This window comes from Bacillus sp. FSL K6-0923, from assembly GCF_038630825.1.
GTDB classification, from domain to species: Bacteria; Bacillota; Bacilli; order Bacillales; family Bacillaceae; genus Bacillus; species Bacillus pumilus.
In genome coordinates this window covers 2,537,495-2,558,323 of record NZ_CP152044.1, presented here as the reverse complement: position 1 = coordinate 2,558,323, position 20,829 = coordinate 2,537,495, and the positions used below count along the sequence as shown (strand labels likewise).

The 20,829-nt window shown below is 40.3% G+C and carries 15 protein-coding genes and 1 tRNA gene; 13 read left to right on the top strand and 3 right to left on the bottom strand.

The genetic code is table 11. The features are described 5' to 3' along the window. The first annotated feature begins 137 nt into the window (after positions 1-137). Complete coding sequence (locus MHI16_RS13070) at positions 138-4,793, top strand: type ISP restriction/modification enzyme (protein ID WP_058015139.1); 4,656 nt, start codon at positions 138-140, stop codon at positions 4,791-4,793. Between the two features lie 129 nt (positions 4,794-4,922). Here the strand turns inward: MHI16_RS13070 and MHI16_RS13065 are convergent, their stop codons facing one another. Both MHI16_RS13065 and MHI16_RS13060 read right to left on the bottom strand, forming a co-directional pair. Beyond that, entirely contained in the window at positions 4,923-5,228 is a 306-nt protein-coding gene (locus MHI16_RS13065) for a hypothetical protein (RefSeq protein WP_152982322.1), read from the bottom strand. Positions 5,229-5,574: 346 nt separating this feature from the next. Next, positions 5,575-5,649: transfer RNA gene (locus MHI16_RS13060), tRNA-Arg, on the bottom strand. Positions 5,650-6,011: 362 nt separating this feature from the next. On the opposite strand from MHI16_RS13060, the gene pheS reads away from it, so the two are divergent. Both pheS and pheT read left to right on the top strand, forming a co-directional pair. Beyond that, the gene (gene pheS / locus MHI16_RS13055) at positions 6,012-7,046 is read left to right on the top strand and encodes a phenylalanine--tRNA ligase subunit alpha (RefSeq protein ID WP_044139943.1); all 1,035 of its coding nucleotides are present in this window, start codon (positions 6,012-6,014) and stop codon (positions 7,044-7,046) included. Between the two features lie 15 nt (positions 7,047-7,061). Further along, positions 7,062-9,476 (top strand): phenylalanine--tRNA ligase subunit beta, encoded by a 2,415-nt coding sequence (gene pheT / locus MHI16_RS13050; protein WP_058015116.1) that lies wholly within the window; start codon positions 7,062-7,064, stop codon positions 9,474-9,476. 38 nt (positions 9,477-9,514) lie between these two features. Here pheT and rnhC read toward each other — a convergent pair whose 3' ends face one another. Next, positions 9,515-10,438, bottom strand: coding sequence for a ribonuclease HIII (rnhC, locus tag MHI16_RS13045; protein ID WP_081042328.1), 924 nt, complete (start codon positions 10,436-10,438; stop codon positions 9,515-9,517). A 134-nt stretch (positions 10,439-10,572) separates the two neighbouring features. Here rnhC and zapA point away from each other — a divergent pair, with 134 nt between their 5' ends. The 10 genes from zapA to MHI16_RS12995 all read left to right on the top strand — a co-directional run bounded on the left by zapA (position 10,573) and on the right by MHI16_RS12995 (position 20,809). After that, positions 10,573-10,839 (top strand): cell division protein ZapA, encoded by a 267-nt coding sequence (zapA, locus tag MHI16_RS13040; protein ID WP_058015117.1) that lies wholly within the window; start codon positions 10,573-10,575, stop codon positions 10,837-10,839. A gap of 7 nt (positions 10,840-10,846) precedes the next feature. Next, positions 10,847-11,380 (top strand): CvpA family protein, encoded by a 534-nt coding sequence (locus MHI16_RS13035; RefSeq protein ID WP_003216761.1) that lies wholly within the window; start codon positions 10,847-10,849, stop codon positions 11,378-11,380. 114 nt (positions 11,381-11,494) lie between these two features. Beyond that, positions 11,495-13,207 (top strand): DNA polymerase/3'-5' exonuclease PolX, encoded by a 1,713-nt coding sequence (gene polX, locus MHI16_RS13030; RefSeq protein WP_061409019.1) that lies wholly within the window; start codon positions 11,495-11,497, stop codon positions 13,205-13,207. Between the two features lie 21 nt (positions 13,208-13,228). Continuing rightward, positions 13,229-15,586: an endonuclease MutS2 gene (locus tag MHI16_RS13025; protein WP_169057199.1), complete on the top strand. Its 2,358-nt coding sequence runs from the start codon at positions 13,229-13,231 to the stop codon at positions 15,584-15,586. A 14-nt stretch (positions 15,587-15,600) separates the two neighbouring features. Next, complete coding sequence (locus MHI16_RS13020) at positions 15,601-16,005, top strand: DUF350 domain-containing protein (protein ID WP_007501637.1); 405 nt, start codon at positions 15,601-15,603, stop codon at positions 16,003-16,005. Positions 16,006-16,167: 162 nt separating this feature from the next. Continuing rightward, complete coding sequence (locus tag MHI16_RS13015; RefSeq protein WP_058015119.1) at positions 16,168-16,623, top strand: immunity 63 family protein; 456 nt, start codon at positions 16,168-16,170, stop codon at positions 16,621-16,623. Positions 16,624-16,724: 101 nt separating this feature from the next. Further along, entirely contained in the window at positions 16,725-18,446 is a 1,722-nt protein-coding gene (locus MHI16_RS13010; protein WP_342497979.1) for an AMP-binding protein, read from the top strand. 167 nt (positions 18,447-18,613) lie between these two features. After that, entirely contained in the window at positions 18,614-19,198 is a 585-nt protein-coding gene (locus MHI16_RS13005) for a TetR/AcrR family transcriptional regulator (RefSeq protein WP_003216590.1), read from the top strand. Between the two features lie 26 nt (positions 19,199-19,224). Beyond that, the gene (locus MHI16_RS13000) at positions 19,225-20,004 is read left to right on the top strand and encodes an enoyl-CoA hydratase (protein WP_058015121.1); all 780 of its coding nucleotides are present in this window, start codon (positions 19,225-19,227) and stop codon (positions 20,002-20,004) included. Between the two features lie 31 nt (positions 20,005-20,035). Further along, the gene (locus MHI16_RS12995; RefSeq protein ID WP_012010823.1) at positions 20,036-20,809 is read left to right on the top strand and encodes an electron transfer flavoprotein subunit beta/FixA family protein; all 774 of its coding nucleotides are present in this window, start codon (positions 20,036-20,038) and stop codon (positions 20,807-20,809) included. Positions 20,810-20,829 lie beyond the last annotated feature (20 nt).

Below are 20,829 nucleotides of genomic sequence, written 5' to 3'. Positions count from 1 at the left end.
AGGTTCACACCCTTTCATGATAAAATAATAGTGTAGTGGATAGAACTGCGTTGAATTGATACTTAAATAGCTTTTTATAAATTGAAAGATGGGTGAAGAGTTTGAAGTTAACAAATCAAAAGAGCTTCGTGTCGTTGATGAATGAGATTGATACAGAGAAACGTGAACAACGAGACCGAGGAACTTTATTTGAGATATTAGTTTCCGCATACCTTAAAAACGAGCCAATGTATGCTCGTCTGTTTGATGAAGTATGGATGTTAGGAAGTGTACCTGAAGAGTACGGAGTCCCTAAGAAGGATACTGGTGTAGATTTAGTTGCACGAAGAAGAGAAACCGGTGAATTAGTTGCTATACAGTGCAAGTATTATTCAATGGACACAACAATCCAGAAATCTCACATTGATTCTTTTTTAAACGAGGTAGGAAAGAGTTATTATGCAGAAGGAATTATTGTAACTTCAACTGATAAATGGAGTAGCAATGCAAATAACGCTTTGTTAGATCGTGATAAAAAAATTGTTCGTATAGGTTTATCCCAATTACGTGATAGCGAGATTGATTGGTCAAATTTCTCGATTGATGATCCCAAGACAGTTGAATTGAAAGCAGTAAAAAAACCACGCAAACATCAGATTCCTGCTATTGAGAAAGTAGTAAACGGATTTGAAACTGTTGACCGTGGAAAATTGATAATGGCACCTGGTACAGGAAAAACCTATACTTCACTGGTGATTGCTGAGGAAATGGCGGAAAAGAAAGATGGGACGTTTAGAGTATTATACCTTGTACCGAGTATTCAGTTACTTTCCCAATCATTAAGAGGCTGGACTGCAGACTCTAAATACCGTAAAGATATGGACACATTTGCTGTCTGTTCTGATAGAAAAGTTACTAAGAAGACATCAGGTGAAAATCAATTTGAAGATATTGCAGCTGCTGACCTAGGGTATCCAGCTACGACTGATTATCAAAAATTACTGGACCGTCAAAATGTAATCGACTTAAGTGATAATCCAAGTAAATTCTTGGTGGTTTTCTCAACTTATCAATCAATTGACGTAATTATTGAAGCACAAAAAAATGGTTTTTATGAGTTTGATTTAGTTGTATGTGATGAAGCACACCGTACTACTGGTGCTACTGAGTCCGGAACAGAAGCAAGTGCGTTTACGAAGGTTCACGATGACAACAACATTAAAACTGCTAAACGTTTATACCAAACTGCTACACCAAGAGTGTACGGTGAGGATGCGAAAAAGAAAGCAGAGGAAATGTCTGTCTTAATTTCAGACATGGGTAATTCTGAAATATATGGGGAAGAATTTTACCGGATAGGATTCGGGGATGCAATTAAAAAAGATATTTTAACTGACTACAAAGTAATGGTTCTAGCTGTAGATGAAGAAGTAATTGCTCGTAGATTTCAACAGATGCTTGCTCGTGAATCAGAATTGGAATTTGACGATGTTACTAAAATCATTGGTTGCTGGAATGGATTGGTTAAGCGGAAAGGTAACACTAACGAAACAATCGGCCAACCTATGAAGAGAGCAATCGCGTTTACAGGGACAATTAAGGACTCGAAGTTAATTACTAATATGTTTTCAAGTGTAGTTGATGAATATATAAACGAAGTAAACGACCAATCAGATATATTTAATATAGAAATTGAACACGCAGATGGTTCAATGAACGCTCTACAAAAGAATGAAAAGATTTCATGGTTAAAAGCTGGAGTCAATGACCGTACATGTAGAATCTTGTCAAACGCTAGATTTTTAACAGAAGGCGTCGATGTTCCCGATTTAGATGCTGTTATGTTTTTAAAGCCAAGAAAATCGAAAATTGATATTGCCCAAGCAGTTGGACGAGTAATGCGGAAAGCCCCTGGGAAAGATTATGGATATGTAATTTTACCTATAGGAGTTCCTTCTGGAGTAGATCCTAATACAGTTTTAGATAATAACGAAAAGTATCGAGTGGTTTGGGAAGTGTTGAATGCTTTACGATCTCTAGATGAACGTTTTGACGCAACTATAAACAAACTTGAATTAAACAAAAAAAAGCCAGACCAGGTTCAAGTTATTGGAGTTGGAGATGCTCCTGATGATGACTTAGTGATACCTTCTCCAGAAAATGAACAACTTGCATTCACACTTACTGATGATGATTGGTCAGAACTTGAACGTGCCATTTATGGAAAAATCGTTAAAAAAGTCGGTAACGTACGATATTGGGAAGATTGGTCTAAGGATGTTGCAGAAATAGCTCAACAGCATATGATGCGTATTCGAGTAATGCTGGATGATAAAAATAGCGAGGCTTTTCAAGAGTTTCAGAAGTTCGTAAATAGTTTACGCTATAACATCAACAGTACTATTTCAGATAATCAAGCAATTGAAATGTTGGCGCAGCATTTAATAACTAAGCCAGTATTTGAAGCATTATTTGAATCATATAGCTTTGTTAATAACAATCCTGTTTCACAAGCAATGGAATCAATTTTAAGTGTACTTGATAAACAAGGATTAGTAAGAGAACAGGAAAGACTACAAGAATTTTATGAAAGCGTCCGTATACGTGCTCAAGGCATTGATAATTTAAAGGCAAAACAGGACATAATCATCCAACTTTATGACAAATTCTTTAGAGTTGGATTCAAGGAAACTACAGAAAGTTTAGGTATAGTTTTTACACCTGTAGAGGTTGTAGACTTTATTATTCATTCAGTTAATGATGCTTTAAAAAAACATTTTGGAAAATCATTATCTACCGAAGGAGTACATGTTCTTGATCCTTTTACCGGAACGGGAACATTCATTACTCGTTTACTACAAAGCGGGCTGATTAATAAAAATGAATTGTTGCGTAAGTATACTCAAGAACTTCATGCAAATGAGATTGTACTTTTAAGTTATTATATAGCTGCTATCAATATAGAAGAAACATTCCATTCAATTATGGAAGGGGAATATCAGCCATTCGAAGGCATTGTTTTGACTGATACATTTGAATCTACCGAAAGAAAAAACTCTTTTGAAGATGAATTGTTTAATGAAAATAATACTCGGCTTAAAAAGCAACAGGAAAACCCTATTTTCGCAATCATAGGTAATCCTCCTTATAGAATAGGGAAAAATAATGCTAATGATGCTAATGAAAACGTTCGTTATTTAAAGTTAGAAGAAGATATCGCTAATACTTATGCAAAATTTTCTAATTCCACAGCAAAAAACACACTATATGATAGTTATATCAAATCACTCCGCTGGTCAACAGATAGATTAGGTGAAAAAGGTATTGTTGGGTTTGTTACAAATGGTTCATTTATTGATAGCAACGCCACAAGCGGTTTAAGAAAATGTTTAGCAGAGGATTTCAATTATATATATGTGTATAATCTTCGGGGTGACCAAAGAACTCAAGGCGAACAATCAAGAAAAGAAGGTGGGAAAATATTTGGATCTGGTAGCAGAGCATCTATTGCTATAACACTTTTAATTAAGGATGGATCTGAAAATCACAAAATTTATTATCACGATATTGGAAATTATCTAACTCGTGAAGAAAAACTTAAAATAATTTCTGAAAGAAAATCCATAAATAATATTGACTGGAAAGAAATTATACCAGACGAGAATTTCGATTGGATAAATCAAAGGGATGAAAATTACAGCTCGTATATTCCGTTATTTTCTAATAACGAAGATAGAATATTTAATGACCATGGAATTGGTGCTCAAACAGCACGGGATTTTTGGACGTATGGATTTTCAAAGATATCTGTTGAGCAAAAGGTTGAGAAACTCATTGACAACTATAATTCAGAAATTAGCAGGCTAGCTAACATCAATGATATAGATGAGAAGTTGGCATCTATAAATACTTCTGATAACTTTGTTAAGTGGACAAGAGGGTTGAGAAACTCATTTAAACGTGGGATTAAGTTTGATTTTGATGCTAAAAAAATACGGTATAGTCAATATCGTCCCTTCACAAAAAAATGGCTGTATTATAGTTCAGATGTAGTAGAATATCCTGCAAAATACAAAGAGAAAATGGGGACAAACAATAAGCTTATTTTTGTTACAGGAACAGGTATCAAACGAGATTTTTCAGCAATTATGGTTGATAATATCCCTAATTATCACCTAATGGATACAGGGCAAGCATTTCTCCTATATGATAATTCTAACAAGTCTACACTTTTATCAGACAACAGCAATATTAGTGATTCAATTAAAGAAAAATTGGGTTTAAATGACTTAGGTGTTTTTTACTATGTTTATGGGGTTTTACATTCACCAGAATATCGTGAACGGTATGCCAATGATTTGAAAAAATCAGTACCTCGCATTCCTATACTAAAAGATAAAAATAAATTTGTTTACGTAGGTCAAAAACTTTCTGAGCTCCATCTGAATTATGAGTCTGTCGATCCTTTCACTGACTTAGTTATCGAAGGAAAAACAAACCCTTCATATAAAGTTCAAAAGATGAAACACCCAAAACGTGGACAATTAGATACTATTGTCTTTAATAGTGACATCACCATTAAGAATATCCCTGAAAAGGCATATGATTATGTCGTAAATGGTCGCCCAGCTATTGAATGGATAATAGACCAGTATCAAGTGAAAACAGATAAGAAGTCTGGTATTGTAGATGACCCTAACTTATTCTCTGATGACGAACGCTATATATTTGATTTGCTATTACGTATAATCAACGTATCTGTTCAAACAGTGGATTTAGTGAACAGTCTACCAGCATTAGAAATAGAAGAGTAAAAAGAAATTAATTTAGCATACTTTTAGGTTTAACCCTAGAAGTATGCTTTTTATTATTTGTAATAAAACATCCTTTTTATTAGACTGCTCTGCAGACTTAATCAGATAAATAGTCTATATTGAAAACTTTCATCCTCCTTTATTCATTTCTTCGATCTCATCTAATAGAGTCAATAGTGGGTTTACAGGTTGCTGGTTCTGATTATTCATTTGCTCTAATTTTCTTTCTTCAATCATCACTTTAGCCATGTCATTAGCCAACTGTAACCGCTGAGACAATGGTATACATAGCACTACCATGTGCTGGTTTATTTGTTTATCAATAGATATCATCCGCTTTTCAAGACTTATAGTAGCTTCGTCTTCTATTCTGAATTCGTTGTGTGCTTGTTTTAAGCGTGACCAAATAAACAGAAATTGCGCCAACAGGTTCAAGCTATTAGAATCTGCTTCTGTAAAACTGTCATTATACTCCTTTAACTTCTTAAAATACTCCAACTCTTCATTAGAAAATCTTTAATCTTACAATGCCTAAAAAATTCCTCTGCTGCTTTTTCGTATGATGAATTCTGTGTATCATCAGTGATAGATTGGAAGGTCTGTTTGGCAAGTGAACTGGAGATTGATTTTCTTCGTTTGATGGGAATCACTCCTAAAATATTTATAGGAACGATTTGAGGTATGCGTGGTGCTTTTCGTGGTATTTATGAATGAACTGTACCTATTAAAAATGAGCATAAAAAACCATCACGTTTGTAAAAACGCAATGGTTTCAGTAGTTTGGTACGCCCTCGGAGGGAATCGAACCCCCATTTTAAGAACCGGAATCTTACGTGCTAAGTATTGCAACATGCGCTCATTTTCACTATAATGAAACTAATATTTTAAAAACCATGATAGAGGAAGATTGTTTCAAGGAGCAGCCTTATAGGGAGAATGCATCGTAGACTGAAAGTGCATTTAAGGAATGCTGAAACAGGAATTCACCTCTGGAGTTGTCACCGGGACCGCAAGCTTTGCGTAAAGGTGAACCGGATTCGTTTGATTCCGTTATGTCAATGAAGCTTATTCGCACATGTATTTGTGCTTAACAAGGGTGGTACCGCGACCACAACTCGTCCCTTCTTTTCTAGAGGGGACGGGTTTTTTTATTGTCTTCAAACGATCAAACAGCCGTTTATCCAGGCGGTTTTGTATATCAAAAGGAGGATTACACTCATGCAAGAAACGTTAAAACAGCTTGAATTAGAAGCGATAGCGAAGGTTGAAGCAGCTAGCTCGCTCAAAGAAGTCAATGACATTCGTGTTCAATATTTAGGGAAAAAAGGACCGATCACAGAAGTACTCCGCGGAATGGGCAAGCTCTCCGCAGAAGAAAGACCAAAAATGGGCGCACTCGCAAACGAAGTGAGAGAGCAGATTGCTGGTGCCATTGCTGAAAAAAATGAGCAGCTGGAAAAAGAAGAAGTGAAGAAGAAACTTGCGTCTCAAACGATCGATGTTACATTGCCAGCAAGCCCAATCAAAATAGGGGCAAGACATCCATTAACGATTGTTGTCGAAGATATTGAAGATTTATTTATTGGCATGGGCTATACCGTTGAGGAAGGTCCTGAGGTAGAAACGGATTATTATAACTTTGAGGCGCTGAATCTTCCAAAGGAGCATCCGGCACGTGATATGCAGGACAGCTTCTATATTACCGAGGATACACTGCTCAGAACACAAACGTCACCAGTTCAAGCACGTACACTTGAAAAATATAAAGGACAAGGTCCTGTGAAGATCATCTGCCCTGGGAAAGTATATAGACGAGACAGCGATGACGCGACTCATTCACATCAATTCATGCAGATTGAAGGGCTTGTTGTCGATCACAATATTAGCATGAGTGATCTAAAAGGTACGCTTGAGACAGTCGCAAGAAAAATGTTTGGTGAAGATCGTGAAATTAGACTGCGTCCAAGCTTTTTCCCATTCACAGAACCATCTGTTGAAGTGGATGTGTCCTGCTTTAAATGCGGAGGAAAAGGCTGTTCTGTATGTAAAGGAACAGGCTGGATTGAAATTTTAGGAGCTGGGATGGTTCATCCAAATGTTTTGAAAATGAGCGGATTTGATCCAGAAACTTACCAAGGCTTTGCTTTTGGAATGGGTGTTGAACGGATTGCAATGCTCAAATACGGCATTGATGATATTCGCCATTTCTACACAAATGATATTAGATTCACAAAGCAATTCAAGCAGGACTAAGAGGAGGAAATCAACATGTTTGTTTCATATAAATGGTTAGAAGACTATGTCGATTTAGAAGGCATTCAGCCGGATGAATTAGCAGAGAAAATCACAAGAAGCGGAATTGAAGTGGAAGCCGTTGAATATAAAGGCGAAGGCATTAAAGGAGTTGTCGTTGGACACGTCGTGGAGCGAGAACAGCACCCGAATGCCGACAAGTTAAATAAATGTCTCGTGGATATCGGAGAAGACGAACCGGTTCAAATTATTTGCGGGGCTCCGAATGTGGATAAAGGTCAATATGTGGCTGTCGCAACGGTTGGCGCAGTCCTTCCTGGGAACTTTAAAATTAAAAAAGCAAAGCTGCGCGGCGAAGAGTCTCATGGCATGATTTGTTCTCTGCAAGAATTAGGTGTCGAAAGCAAACTCGTACCAAAGGAATATGCAGAAGGTATTTTTGTTTTCCCAAATGACGTCAAACCCGGGGATGATGCCCTTCAGGCACTTCAATTAGACGATGCAGTACTTGAGCTTGGCTTAACACCAAACCGTGCGGATGCTCTGAATATGCTAGGTGTCGCCTATGAGGTTGCAGCCATCTTAGGGAAAGACACCAAACTTCCTGATACAGCACATGACACGTCTTCAGAAAAAGCAGCAGACTATATTTCGGTGAAAATTGAAGATCAAGAAGCGAATCCACTTTATGCAGCGAAGGTCATTAAAAATGTAAAGATTGGACCAGCACCGCATTGGATTCAAACAAGATTGATGAATGCAGGCATTCGCCCAATTAACAACGTCGTCGATATTACGAACTTTGTACTGCTTGAATACGGTCAACCGCTTCATGCCTTTGATTATGACCGCTTTGGTTCAAAGCAAGTGGTCGTACGTAAAGCGACTGATAGCGAAAGCATTCAAACACTTGATGAGCAAGAGCGTACACTTTCATCAAAGCATCTTGTGATCACTAACGGAACGAAAGCGCACGCTGTCGCAGGCGTCATGGGCGGTCTTGAATCAGAGGTGCGTGATGAAACGACAACAATTCTTTTAGAAGCGGCATATTTCAACGGTCAAACAGTCCGTCAAGCATCTAGAGACTTAGGGCTTCGCAGTGAATCAAGCACACGATTTGAAAAAGGACTTGATCCGCAGCGTACGAAATCTGCAGCCGAAAGAGCGGCGCAATTGATCAGCATCTATGCTGGTGGTGAAGTGCTAAGCGGGACTGTGGAGGAAAACCACCTTGAAATAAATATGAATGTCATCCACGTATCTACTGAGCGTGTGAACAAGGTGCTTGGCATGAGCATTTCAAAAGAAGATATGATTCAAATTTTCAACAAACTGGGCTTTACAGTAGGCGAATCAAATGACGTTCTTGTCGTAACGGTTCCTTCTCGCAGAATGGATATCACGATTGAAGAAGATCTCATTGAAGAAGTTGCGAGATTATACGGCTACGATAATATTCCATCTACACTACCTGCGACAGCTGGTACAGTTGGCGGTCTCACGCCATATCAAGTGAAACGCAGAAAGGTGAGACGTTTCTTAGAAGGCGCAGGTCTTTCTCAAGCGATCACGTATTCATTGACAAATCAGCATAAGTCTACTGCCTTTGCATTGAATCCAGCTTATAAAACAAGACTTTCCCTGCCAATGAGTGAGGAACGAAGTGTGCTCAGACAAAGTCTTCTGCCAAACTTACTTGATTCAGTTGCATATAACTTGGCAAGACAAGCTGATTCCTTTGGTTTTTATGAAACGGGTTCTGTGTTCTTAGCAGAAGCTGAAGGGGCAAAACCGGTGGAAAAAGAACATGTCGCTGGTGCGCTGACAGGTTTATGGCATAAAAATCTTTGGCAGGGCGAGAAAAAAGCTGTCGATTTTTATGTAGCGAAAGGAATTGCAGAAGGTCTATTTGAAAAGCTTGGTGTATCAGACCAAATCACATATGTTCAAGCAGAGCGTGAAGGTCTTCACCCAGGTCGGACAGCAGATGTTCATTTAAATGGAAAAGTCATTGGGTTTGTTGCTGCACTTCATCCAGTCGTTGAAAAGGAATTAGATTTAAAAGAAACATATGTCTTCGAGTTTGATTTAACAGATGTGATGACGTCTGAATCGAAGGATATGAAATATACAGTGATTCCGAGATTCCCTGCTGTGACAAGAGATATTGCGCTTGTTGTAGATCAGCATATCTCAAGCGGACAGCTGGAGCGTGTCATCTATGAGGCAGGCGGGGATTTACTGACTGATCTATCCGTCTTTGACGTGTATGAAGGTGAACACATGGAAGAAGGCAAGAAATCTGTTGCATTCTCTCTCCAATATTTAAATCCGGAACAAACTTTGACAGAGGAAGAAGTCACCGCAGTTCATACGAAAGTATTGAAAGCATTAGAAGATACGTATCAAGCCGTCTTGCGCGGTTAAAGAAAAAAGAGCTAAGGCCATATGGGCCTAGCTCTTTTTTATAACCATTTTTTTGCTTTTTGTGTGTTGGCAAAATGCAGTTTTGTAAATTGACGTAAAGCCTCTTCGCCGTGCAGCTTGATGAGCTTTGCAGCCGCCTTGTCTACATGAGGGCCGGCTCCTTTTGGAATGTCAAACCCTGCTGCTTTAGATAACTTATCCATTTCAATTAAAAAAGCGTACCTTGCAATAATGGAAGCCGCAGCAACTGACAAATGAATGCCTTCTGCTTTTGTGCTAAAGTACGTCCGTTCCCGAATAATTTTTTTTCCAGCAAGATGCTTGAAATAAATACCCGGTTCTGCAAATTGGTCAATTAAAATAGCTTCAGGCTGTTTCCCATCTAATTTCTCCAGCACAGAGGTGATGACTTGGTTGTGAAGGAGCGCCTTCATTTTTCCTTGGCTCATGCCCTTTTCCTGCATCGCATTATACTTTTCATTTCGGAGTACAAGAAGGCTGAACGGAATGGTTTTGATGAGATCTTTGGCAATGTTGATAATTTGCGGGTCTTTTAGGCCTTTTGAGTCTTTTACGCCAAGCTCTTTCATGAGAGCAAGCTTGCTTGAATCAACATAGGCGGCACAGACCGTTATCGGTCCAAAATAATCACCTGTTCCTACTTCATCTGAACCGATGACGGACATAGAAGCAATCCCTGACGGCGGACTATATTTTGTGACAGCAGGTGCTTTTGGACTTTTCGGATCAGCAGTTTGTAAATGGCTGAATTGACTGGCTTCAGCTTCTGCCTTTTGACCTTGAAACAGCACTTTTCCAGATCGATAGGCTGTAATCGTACAGCCAGGAACCTTTGCTTGAAAAAGGGCGCCTGGTGGTAACGTATCAGTTAAGTGGTGCGCATACGCGCTCTTCATCTTTTTAAGGTCTTCTGATGTTGCTTTTAAGACGGATTGTGGCACAGTGGATAACTCCTTTTTACCTTGATATCATTGATTTCTAAAGTGTACCATAACAGGGAAGGGCTCGTCTTTCCATTCAATGTCTAAACATGTTATGATAGAGACTAGGATTCTCGTGGAATGGAGGAGAAACGTTGTCTGACGGCGGTAAAACGAAAACAACAAAAACAACAGTTGAGATTTACGGACAGTCCTTTACGATCATCGGTCAAGAAACGAAGATGCATATGCGACACGTTGCTTCAATTGTTGATGATAAAATGAGAGAAATAAATGAAAAAAACCCATACCTTGATATAAACAAATTAGCTGTACTGACAGCAGTCAATGTCGTCCACGACTACTTGAAATTAAAAGAGCAATACGAAAAACTAGAGAATCAGCTTAGAGAAAAGGAATGAAATTACCGTGATCGATATCATCATTTTGTTTTTGCTTCTTATGGGAACGCTTGTCGGTCTAAAACGCGGGTTTATTCTTCAATTTATTAAATTGATCAGCTTTGTTGTTTCTATCTTAGTGGCTTCCATGTTTTATCAGTCACTTGCACCACAGCTTACGTGGATTCCAGCACCTAATTTTAGCGGCGGTCAAGCGCAGCTCGCTTTCTTTAGTGGGAATCTAGAAACAGCTTATTATAATACCATTGCGTTTATCATTCTGTTTATCTTGACCAAAATCCTGCTCGCCATCATTGGCGGATTGCTCACAACCATTGCAAGTATACCTGTGATTAAGCAGGTCAATAAACTGCTTGGCGGTGTTTTAGGATTTCTTGAAACCTATCTATTTGTTTTTATTCTTTTGTTTGTCGCTGCATTACTTCCAGTCGATGCACTGCAAACAATGTTGAGTAAATCCATATTAGCAGATGCGATCGTAAGCAACACCCCTTATCTGTCCGGTCTTGTCAAAGACTTATGGACGACGTATGGAGTTTAAAAACTTCTCCTTTCTTGGAGAAGTTTTTTCTCATTCCATGACAGAAAGTTGTAGGATGAAGGAAAAGTTTGTATATTTATAAAGGAAGATGCCAAAGCGGCTGGAGGATGAGAGATGAATAAAAAAGATATTATCAAACTTCTTGAAACAATTGCAGTATATATGGAGCTAAAAGGAGATAATCCTTTTAAAATTTCTGCCTTTCGTAAAGCAGCAGCGGCACTGGAACAAGATGACCGCAGCCTTTCTCAAATAGACGATCTATTAGCATTACCCGGCATTGGAAAAGGAACCTTTGCTGTGATCACTGAGTATATCGAAAAAGGACAATCAGAAACACTCGAACAATTAAAAAAAGAAGTGCCTGAAGGACTTGTCCCGCTTTTGAAATTGCCAGGACTCGGCGGGAAGAAGATCGCTAAGCTTTACCAAGAGCTTGGGGTCCATGATGCACAGTCTCTAAAAGAAGCATGCGAAACGGAAAAGGTACAAGCGCTTGCTGGCTTCGGCAAAAAAACAGAAGAAAAGATTCTCGCAGCTCTTGAGGAAGCAGGAAAGCAGCCGGAACGACTGCCAATTGGATTTGCATTAGATGTGGCAGAGCGGATTGATCATGCGCTTGAAGAGATGAAAGGTATCATCCGTTTTTCAAGAGCTGGCAGCTTAAGACGTGCTCGCGAAACCGTCAAAGATTTAGATTATATCATTGCAACAGACAATCCTGAGCAAGTCAGAGAGCAGCTCGTTGCACTTGATGATGTGAAAGATGTGATCGCAAGCGGTGATACGAAGGTATCTGTTGTGCTTGCCCTTGATTTTGAGATCAGTGTCGACTTCCGGCTTGTGACAGAAGACCAATTCGCAACTACGCTGCACCATTTCACTGGCTCAAAAGATCACAATATTCGAATGCGTCAGCTTGCAAAGGAACGCGGAGAGCGCATTAGCGAATATGGTGTGGAAACGATTGAAACTGGAGATGTAAAAACGTTTGAAGACGAAAGCGCTTTTTATGCACATTTTCAACTTCCGCTCATTCCTCCAGAAATTCGTGAAACCGGAGCAGAGATTGATACGTATAAAGAAAGTATGCAGTTTGTAGAACTGAAAGATATCAAAGGCGACCTTCATATGCACTCGACATGGAGTGACGGAGCCTTCTCTATTCGTGAAATGGCGGAAGCATGTATCGCAAAAGGCTATGAATACATGGCGATTACAGACCACTCGCAATATTTAAAAGTAGCAAACGGCTTAACAAAAGAACGTTTGCGTCTGCAAGCAAAAGAAATTGATAAGCTTAATCAGGAATTCGAGCATTTTCACATTTTCAAAGGGGTCGAAATGGATATCCTGCCGGATGGATCGTTAGATTATGATGATGACTTTTTAAAAGACATGGATTTTGTCATTGCGTCTATTCATTCTAGCTTCTCTCAGCCGGAAGAAGTCATTATGGAACGCCTTGAAAATGCCTTGCGTAATCAGCATGTCGATTTAATTGCACATCCAACAGGCCGTTTGATCGGCAGACGGGATGGCTATGCCTTAAATATAGATCAGCTCATAGAACTTGCGAAGAAAACAGGCACTGCACTTGAACTCAACAGCAATCCGTCAAGACTTGATTTGAAAACAGAGCATTTAATCAAAGCAAATGAAGCGGGTGTGAACATCATGATCAATACAGATGCGCACAACATCGCCATGCTGGAACATATGGAAGTCGGTGTAACAGCTGCAAGAAAGGGCTGGACACCAAAAGCAAATGTCGTGAATACTTTTACTCTAAACGAGATCAAAAAGTTTTTAACGCGTGACAGGTAGTCGTTAGGAGGCTGGACCATGCTGCAACAAAAAGTGTTAGCATCATTAGAATTTCATAAAGTAAAAGAAAAAGTGATGTCCTATACCGCATCCACATTAGGAAAAGAAAGAGCGCAGGATTTAACACCTCTGACGGATATAGAAACCATTCAGCATTTGCTGGAAGAGGTAGCAGAAGCGCAAGATGTGATCCGATTAAAGGGATCAGCGCCATTTGGCGGGTTAACAGATATTAGACGCGCAGTGAAACGGGCAGAAATCGGAAGTACATTAAGCCCTTCTGAGCTGATGGAAATCGCAGGACTATTATATGCGGTGAAAAATATGAAGCACTTTCTCACGTCCATGTATGATGATGGAGTAGACATACCGCGTCTTCATACATATGCTGAGACGCTCATATTACTGCCTGAAATCAGAAAAGAAATCGAAAGCTGTATTGGTGATAATGGAGAAGTACTTGATCATGCAACCCCGGCACTTCGTTCATTGCGCATTCAATTACGCTCACTAGAATCAAAGGTCCGTGATAAATTAGAAGCGATGATTCGTTCACAATCGGCTTCGAAAATGCTGTCAGACACAATTGTCACCATTCGTAATGACCGGTTTGTTATTCCAGTGAAACAAGAGTACCGCTCGAATTACGGCGGCATTGTTCATGACCAGTCTTCATCAGGGGCAACCCTTTTTATTGAGCCGCAAGTGGTCGTGGATGTAAATAACACCTTGCAGCAAACCCGTTTAAAAGAGAAGCAAGAGGTTGAAAAGATCCTGCAAATGCTGACAGAGAGTGTGTCAGAGCACATTGGGGAACTGCTTCACAATGTAAAGGAGCTGCAAACGCTAGATTTTATTTTTGCTAAAGCTAAATATGCAAAGGCAGAAAAAGCCACAAAACCTGCTGTGAATGATCAAGGAGAAATCTATTTAAAACGAGCAAGACATCCTCTATTGCCTCGGGATCAAGTTGTCGCAAATGATATTGAGCTCGGTAAAGATTTTTCAACAATCGTGATCACTGGACCAAATACAGGGGGAAAGACCGTTACCTTAAAAACGCTGGGTCTATTGACGCTGATGACACAGGCGGGCCTCCATATTCCAGTTGAAGAAGGCTCTGAAGTGGCTGTGTTCGACCAAGTTTTTGCTGATATTGGAGACGAACAATCCATCGAACAAAGCTTGAGTACGTTCTCATCTCATATGGTCAATATTGTCGATATCTTAAAGCATTTGACTTCTAACTCTCTCGTTTTATTTGATGAATTAGGGGCAGGAACAGACCCAGCTGAAGGTGCGGCACTTGCGATGAGCATATTAGATGAAGTGCATCAAACAAATGCACGTGTCATTGCAACGACTCATTACCCCGAGCTGAAGGCATATGGGTATAACCGGGAAGGCGTCACGAATGCAAGCGTGGAGTTTGATATCGAAACCTTATCACCAACGTACCGCCTGCTCATCGGTGTGCCTGGTCGAAGTAACGCATTTGAAATTTCAAAGCGTCTTGGTTTGCCAGATCACCTCATAGACCGGGCAAAAGCGGATATGCATGCAGAGCATAATGAAGTAGACCAAATGATTGCTTCATTAGAAGATAGCAAGAAACAAGCAGAAGAAGAACTGCATGAGACAGAAGTCTATAGAAAAGAAGCAGAAAAGCTTCATAAAGAATTGCAAAGACAAATTCTTGAATGGAATGAGCAAAAAGACAAACTGCTTGAAGAAGCTGAACAGAAAGCGAAAGAGAAAATTGAACAAGCATCAAAAGAAGCAGAAGATATTATTCAAGAGCTCCGTTCGATAAAAAGTGAACACCGCTCATTCAAAGAGCATGAACTCATCGATGCGCGAAAGCGTCTTGAAGAAGCTGTTCCTGAGTTTGACAGGAAAAAGAAGCCAGAGCCAGCGAAAAAAGCAGTAAGACAGCTGAAGTCAGGCGACGAAGTCAAAGTGCTCACCTTCGGACAAAAAGGAACACTGCTTGAACAAACAGGCGACAAAGAATGGAGTGTCCAAATGGGCATTCTAAAAATGAAGGTAAAAGAAAAAGACATGGAATTTATTAAATCAGCACCTGAATTTAAGCAAGAAAAAGCCATTACGGCAGTCAAAGGAAAAGATTATCATGTCTCGCTTGAACTTGATTTAAGAGGCGAGCGTTATGAAAATGCCTTAAGCAGAGTCGAAAAATATTTAGATGATGCTGTATTAGCTGGTTATCCGCGCGTGTCTATTATTCACGGTAAAGGAACTGGCGCCCTTAGAAAAGGGGTTCAGGAATTATTGAAACAGCACCGAAGTGTGAAAAATGCTCGTTTTGGCGAACAAGGTGAGGGAGGATCAGGCGTCACCATCGTCGAATTAAAGTAAAAAGGAGAAAACGCATGAAAGCCTTTTGGGAAAATGAACTTGTGGAAATTGCCGCCTATTATAGTGTGGCCGTCCTATGTCTCGTCTTATTTCTAACCATTTTTGAACTCGTCACTTCTTATAAGAACTGGGAAGAGATCCAGCGGGGGAACTTAGCTGTTGCCATGGCAACAGGCGGGAAGATCTTTGGGATTGCGAATGTGTTTCAGCATTCAATCGCACAGCACAATTCCCTTCTTCAAATGGTTGGATGGGGGGTATACGGCTTTGTGATGCTGCTTGTCAGCTATTTCATTTTTGAATTTTTAACACCGCGTTTTAAAGTAGACAAAGAGATTGAAAATGATAATAGAGCGGTCGGGTTTATTTCACTCATCATTTCAGTTGGGCTGTCTTACGTAGTCGCAGCCGGCATTTAAGGAGACGACATGGAAAAGCTAGCAAAAGTATTAATCGTAGTTGCCTGCACTTTTGCAGTCATTGGTGCCGTTTATCTGTTCCTGTGAAATGAAAAAAACAACGTTAGAAAGCTGTCAGGGAATCCCTTGGCAGCTTTTATCTCATCAAAGGCGGCGAATGACATGAAGCACATTCTGCAACAAGACGAACTGATCAAGCGCATTGATACTTGTCTTCAAATGACATCCCTTCCAAGAGACATATACGAACCGTATATGGCACGTCCATTTCAAACGTCAGGATTTTTTGATGATTTGAGTCCCTATATTCAAATCGATTCGAGTGGTTATATCCTCATTCAATATGAACGAGGAATTCAAATGCTGCATAAAAGAACAAAAGTGGCAGATGAAGTCATTTACTGGATTTTAGAAGATACCATTTTTCTCACGGTTTACATCGACATGATGAAAAAGCATCAAGTCGACAACATCCAGACGCATTTACCGAATGATCCGAGTATCCATCAACAGATCGTGGATAGAGTGAACGAATCATTTCGTGCCATCGGCGGTTTATATGAACAGTGGCATCATGAAGGAAAAAGAGCTTCTATCGAAACACCGGCGAAAAAGTAAACATGTGCAATTGAACCAAGCTCTATTAGAAAAAAGCAAACTGCCCTAAGGAAAAGTTTGCTATAATATAATAGTACGAAAGTTCAGGAAGGAGGGTTTTTATGCAGTCAGATAAACGTTGGCTTCTGCATTACCCGAATCAAATTCCCCACGAACTCACCATCCCAAACGAAACATTACAATCTTACTTATTCAGCTCCGTAGAGGCTGCACCTGAGCATACAGCCATTCATTTTCTAGGAAAGAACATCACCTATGAACAGCTGCAAGAAGACGTATTGAAACTAGCCAGTCATCTGATGAAAATTGGCGTGAAAAAAGGCGACAGAGTAGCGATCATGCTGCCGAACTGTCCTCAATCGGTCATTTCTTATTATGCTGTTTTAATAGCAGGCGGCATCGTTGTTCAAACAAACCCGCTTTATACGGAGAAAGAACTGGAATACCAAATGGAAGACAGCGGCGCCAAAGTGCTGATCACGCTTGATCTGTTGTATCCAAAGGCTTATAAAATGAAAGCGCTGACAAGTATGGAGCACTTAATCGTTACCAAACTACAAGATTATTTACCATTCCCGAAAAACATACTGTTTCCTATTGTGCAAAGAAGAAAAAATAAAATGGTCATCCAAGTCGAGAAAAATGACACCATTCATCACTTCGTGCAGATTATGAAAGAATCGGAAGGTGAACAGCAGATACCCGCACTTGCCTTTGATCCGAAAGAGGATATCGCTGTTTTGCAATATACAGGCGGAACGACCGGTTTACCAAAAGGGGTCATGCTCACACATGAAAATATTTTAGCGAATACTGAAATGTGCGCTTCCTGGATGTATAAAACAAACAGGGGGAAAGAACGCATCCTCGGCATCATTCCGTTTTTTCATGTCTACGGAATGACGACCGTCTTAAATCTTGCTGTCAAAGAAGGACATCAAATGATTCTTCTTCCACGCTTTGATGTCGCTGATACCCTCAAAACCATTGAAAAACAGAAGCCGACGCTATTTCCAGGCGCACCAACCATGTATATCGCCTTGCTGCATCATCCGAACATTGAAAAGTATGACCTGTCGTCCATCACTGCATGTCTAAGCGGCTCAGCGGCACTTCCTCTTGAAGTCAAACAAAGCTTTGAAAAATTAACCGGAGGACGCTTAGTGGAGGGGTATGGACTTTCAGAAACCTCACCTGTGACTCATTCTAACTTTTTATGGGGAGCGAACAAAACAGGCAGCATTGGCTGTCCTTGGCCTAATACAGATGCCGGTATTTATTGCGAGGAAACCGGAGGCCTGAAAGAACCATATGAGCATGGAGAAATTATTGTTAAAGGCCCTCAGATCATGAAAGGATACTGGAATCAGCCAGAGGAGACAGAGGCTGTATTACGAGATGGCTGGTTTTTCACCGGAGATATAGGGTATATGGATGAGGACGGTTTTTTCTATATCGTCGACCGGAAAAAAGATGTCATCATTGCGAGCGGCTATAATATTTACCCAAGAGAAGTCGAAGAAGCTCTTTATGAGCATGAGCTTGTACAAGAAGTCGTCGTCGCAGGTATTCCAGATCCGTACAGAGGAGAAACAGTGAAAGCATTTATTGTACCGAAAAAGAATGCCTACTTAACAGAGGACGAACTTGATCGCTTTGTCAGGACGAGAATTGCCTCATTTAAAGTACCGCGCGTGTATGAATTTAAAGAGTCACTGCCTAAAACAGCCGTCGGGAAGATTTTGCGCAGAGTATTAATTGAAGAAGAGAAAAGAAAGCACGCTTCATCATCTGAAACGCCTGCCGATCAACCGAAAACATAACGGCTGCATCATCCGGTCTACCGGCCGGATGATTTGAATGTTGACCGTCTGGTCTGTTATGCTAAAGGTGGAAAAGAAAGAAGAAGATTACTTGACAAATCGCCCGTTTCTTTTTAACATAAAGTTATGAATGAATACTCATTCAATCCAGAAAGGGACGAAGCACATTGAAGCAGAAAAGACCGAAGTACATGCAAATTATTGATGCAGCAGTTGTGGTGATTGCAGAGAATGGCTATCACCAATCACAAGTGTCAAAGATTGCGAAACAAGCAGGGGTAGCAGACGGAACCATTTATCTTTATTTCAAAAATAAAGAGGATATTTTGATTTCATTGTTCAAAGAAAAAATGGGACAATTCATCGAACGGATGGAAACAGATATTCAAAAGAAACCGTCGGCGAAAGAAAAGCTTCTACTACTCATTGAGGAGCATTTTCGTATGCTTGCGCAAAATCATCATTTGGCTCTTGTGACACAGCTTGAACTCAGGCAGTCAAACCTTGAGCTGCGGCAAAAAATCAATGAGGTGCTGAAAGGGTATTTAAATATGCTCGAATCCATTTTAGCAGAAGGAAAGAAAACAGGAGAATTTAGACAAAATCTAGATGTCCGCTTAGCGAGACAAATGGTATTTGGGACGATTGATGAAACCGCTACAACATGGGTCATGAATGATCAAAAATATGATCTTCCTGCACTCGCAGAAAACGTACGTGATCTACTCTTAAACGGAATACATCAATCTTAAAGACATTTTGAAAAAGGATGATTGACATGGAAAAGATACTCAGCTTACATCACGAAAGGCAGACAGCACTTATCACGATTCAGCATCCACCAGCAAACGCCTTATCTTCTCAGCTGCTCACCGAGCTTAATGACATGTTTGAACAGCTCGAACAAAATGAAGAAGTAAGAGCCATTGTGATCCACGGAGAAGGAAGATTTTTCTCAGCAGGTGCTGATATTAAGGAATTTACGACGTTACAGGAAGAGTCTGATTATTCAAGTCTTGCAGACAGAGGGCAGCAGGTCTTTGAGCGGATTGAACAATGTCCAAAACCGGTCATTGCTTCAATTCACGGAGCTGCATTAGGCGGGGGTCTTGAGCTTGCTATGTCTTGTGATATCCGAATCGCAACAAAAGATGCGAAGCTTGGACTGCCTGAACTAAACCTAGGTATCATTCCAGGGTTCGGCGGTACGCAGCGCCTGCCGCGCTATGTTGGTTCTGCTAAAGCGCTAGAAATGATGGGTACAGCTGAACCGATTACAGGTGAAGAAGCATTCGCCTGTGGACTTGTGTCAAAGCTGGCAGAAACAGAGGAAGAGGCGCTCGAAGCAGCCAAAACACTTGCATCAAAATTTGCAACGAAAAGTCCAAAATCACTCGAGTATGTGCTGGATTTATTGAATGCGACAAAATTGTATTCATATGATGGCGGTATGAAGCTAGAAGCCAAAAAGTTCGGTGAAATTTTCCAATCGAATGACGCCAAAGAAGGCATCCAAGCCTTTATTGAAAAACGCAAACCGAATTTTAAAGGGGAATAAGGGATTCAAACGACACAAGGGGGAGAAATGAATGAATATATTTGTTTTGATGAAGCGTACGTTTGACACGGAAGAGAAGATTTCCATTCAGTCTGGTGCAATTCAAGAAGATGGGGCAGAGTTCATTATTAATCCTTATGACGAGTACGCCATAGAAGAAGCGATCCAGCTTCGCGACGAGCACGGGGGAGAAGTGACCGTTGTGACAGTTGGCAGTGAGGATGCGGAAAAGCAGCTGAGAACAGCGCTTGCTATGGGCTGCGATCAAGCCGTTTTATTAAATGTGGAAGACGACTTAGAAGAGTGGGATCAATATTCAGCTTCTACGATTCTTTACCATTATTTAAAAGACAAAGAGGCGTCCTTGATCTTAGCAGGGAATGTGGCAATTGACGGGGGCTCTGGACAGGTTGCCCCGCGTCTTGCTGAATTACTTGGGTTTTCATATGTCACAACCATCACAAGTATTCAAATTGACGGCGGCTCTGCTTCGATTGAACGAGATGCAGAAGGTGATGTGGAAGTCATTTCTGCTGAGCTTCCGCTTGTCGTCACTGCGCAGCAAGGTCTCAATGAGCCTCGCTATCCATCATTACCTGGCATTATGAAGGCAAAGAAAAAGCCTTTAGAAGAGTTGGAACTTGATGATTTAGATCTCGATGAAGATGATGTCCCATATAAAATCAAAACAATTGAACGTTTCTTACCGGAGAAAAAAGAGGGTGGCAAGGTGCTGAGCGGTGAGCTTCAGGATCAAGTCAAAGAACTGACAGATTTACTAAGAAATGAAGCAAAGGTCATCTAAACATCCACTTTACGATATCA